At 64.6% G+C, this 2,271-nt stretch carries 4 protein-coding genes; all 4 read left to right on the top strand.

The window, feature by feature from the left end; all coding sequences use genetic code 11:
* Positions 1-129: 129 nt before the first annotated feature.
* From IG54_RS42740 to IG54_RS0137165, 4 genes are read left to right on the top strand one after another with little or no spacing between them, the layout of a single operon-like run.
* Complete coding sequence (locus IG54_RS42740) at positions 130-705, top strand: aromatic ring-hydroxylating oxygenase subunit alpha (protein WP_063756313.1); 576 nt, start codon at positions 130-132, stop codon at positions 703-705.
* Positions 692-1,249: an SRPBCC family protein gene (locus IG54_RS42735; protein WP_063756312.1), complete on the top strand. Its 558-nt coding sequence runs from the start codon at positions 692-694 to the stop codon at positions 1,247-1,249. The genes IG54_RS42740 and IG54_RS42735 overlap by 14 nt, the downstream gene beginning before the upstream one ends.
* Complete coding sequence (locus tag IG54_RS0137170) at positions 1,246-1,758, top strand: aromatic-ring-hydroxylating dioxygenase subunit beta (RefSeq protein ID WP_030795599.1); 513 nt, start codon at positions 1,246-1,248, stop codon at positions 1,756-1,758. The genes IG54_RS42735 and IG54_RS0137170 overlap by 4 nt, the downstream gene beginning before the upstream one ends.
* 56 nt (positions 1,759-1,814) lie before the next feature.
* The gene (locus IG54_RS0137165; RefSeq protein ID WP_051820489.1) at positions 1,815-2,207 is read left to right on the top strand and encodes a carboxymuconolactone decarboxylase family protein; all 393 of its coding nucleotides are present in this window, start codon (positions 1,815-1,817) and stop codon (positions 2,205-2,207) included.
* The last annotated feature ends 64 nt before the right edge of the window (positions 2,208-2,271 follow it).

The raw sequence follows: 2,271 nt of genomic DNA, 5'->3' as shown, positions 1-2,271 counted from the left end.
GGTGTGTGTGGTCCCGCGTGTCGGGGGGCGGGTGTGTGCCGCGTAGCTGGTGTGCGGTGGTGCTGCCGCGCGCGCGGTGAGTGGTAGTCGTCAAGGACCGTTCAGGTATGTGCAGTGGAAGAGGGAGCAGTGACGACCGAATTGCAGCGGCCGGTGGATGACCCGATTGTCGTTGATGATCTCGAGCGCCTCTCGTTCCGGGTGGATCGTCGTGCGTATACCGACGATGATGTGGCGGCGCAGGAGATGGCGAGGATCTTTGATCGCTGCTGGTTGTATGTCGGGCATGAGTCGGAGGTGCCCGGTCCGGGTTCCTTTGTGTCGCGTGAGGTCGGCGGGCGTCCGGTGATTATGGCGCACGGGTCCGACGGGGCGATCCGGGTGTTTGCCAACAGTTGTACGCACCGTGGGGCGCTGTTGTGTTCGCAGCCGGCGGGGCAGGTGAAGTCGTTCCGGTGTCCTTACCATGACTGGACGTTCTCCAACAAGGGTGATCTGACCGGGGTGCCGATTCCGGATGGGTATGGGCCTGGTTTCCGGAAGGCGGATTTCAATCTGGCGCAGCACCGCAGTGACAGTTACCGGGGTTTTGTCTTTGTCACCTTTGACCCGCAGCAGCCGCGTACGTTGACGGAGTATTTGGCGGGGGCTACGGAGTACATCGATCTGGTGGCTGATCAGTCGGAGACCGATGTTCGATCCTGAGCTGCGGCCGCGGATGGAGGCGACGGCGGCGCGTTTCGCGGAGAAGTTCGGTGCCGAGCGTGCTCAGCGGATCACCGGGATGAACCGCGCGTTGATGATCTTCCCGAATCTGATGATCATTGATGCGATCGCGCTCACGATCCGCAAGATCGACCCCGTCGGTGCTGACCGGATGGCCATCACCTCGGTGGCGCTGGCCCCCAAGGACGAGGACCCCGAAATCCGGGAGCTGCGCAAGAGCCATTACCTCACCTTCCTTGGCCCGGCCGGTTTCGCGACGCCGGACGACATCGAGATCATCGAGTCGTGCCAGCGGGGTTACCGCAACCGCACGGTGCGCTACTCGGATCTGTCGCGCGGTATGAACAAGGAGATTCCCGAGACGACCGACGAGCTTCCTGCCCGCGAGTTCTGGCGGCAGTGGGACCGGCTGATGCACGGCGACGACGGTCACTTCGAGGCCGCTCACCAGACCGAGCCGCACGGGGCGGAAGCCGAGCTGCACGGGGCGGAAGCCGAGCTGCAAGGGGCGGAAAAAGAATGACCACCGAACTGAGAGTCGACGACGCGGCACAGGTGAGGCTGTGGCACCGGGTGAGCCAGTTCCTCTTCCGTGAGGCCCGGCTGCTCGACGAGTGGCGTCTGACCGAGTGGTACGACCAGATGCTCACCGACGACATCCGCTACGTGGTGCCCGCCACCGACGTCCGCGGCGAGACAGCCGGCGCGCTCGGCCTCATCGACGATGACGCCGCCCGGCTGCGCCAGCGCATCGAGCAGATCCTCAACGGCGAGGTGTGGTGCGAGGACCCCCGGTCACGGACCAACCGCGTGATCAGCAACGTGGAGATCCTGGCCGACCACGGCAGCTACCTCCAGGTGGCCGCGAATGTCGTCGCCTACCGCTTCGGACACGGACGCTCCGACGCCTACGTCGGCAAGTACCGCCTCGAACTCGTCCCCGAAGGCGAGACGTTCCGCATCCGCAGGCGCGAAGTCATCCTCGACCACGAAACGCTCTACGAGCACGGCAAGCTCAGCATCGTCCTCTAAGAGGCACGCCTGTCCGCGGTGATGCGAACGTTCGCCCCCTACGGAGGAATTGATCGATGAACCAGCCGTCTGCCCGGCACGAGCGGGGCGAAGCCATCTTCAAGGAGGTCTTCGGCCGTGAACCGCGCCCGGGTAATTACCCGGAGTTCCTACAGATCACCGTCGAGCACCTCTTCGGTGAGATCTGGGCCCGCCCGCAACTGAGCCTGGAGGAGCGCGAGCTGGTCGCTCTGACCGCGGTCGCGCTGGCGCGGACCGACTGGGAGTTGCGGGGCCACATCGGTGCCTCCCTGAATCTCGGCATGTCGCGAGAGAAGATCATCGAAGTCATCATCCAGCTCGCCTACTACGGCGGCTGGCCGGTCGCCAACAACGGACTGCGCGTCGCCCAGGAAGTCTTCGCCGAGTTGGACAACGCCACCGGGAAGGACGCGGACCATGACCAGTGAGACCACCTCTCTCGACCCGGCGGAGAAAGTCGATCTCTGGCGTCAGCGGTACTTCGAGGCCCAG

The organism is Streptomyces sp. NRRL S-920, from assembly GCF_000717945.1.
In the GTDB taxonomy this organism is placed as follows: Bacteria; Actinomycetota; Actinomycetes; order Streptomycetales; family Streptomycetaceae; genus Streptomyces; species Streptomyces alboniger.
This window is presented reverse-complemented; position numbering and strand designations above follow the sequence as displayed.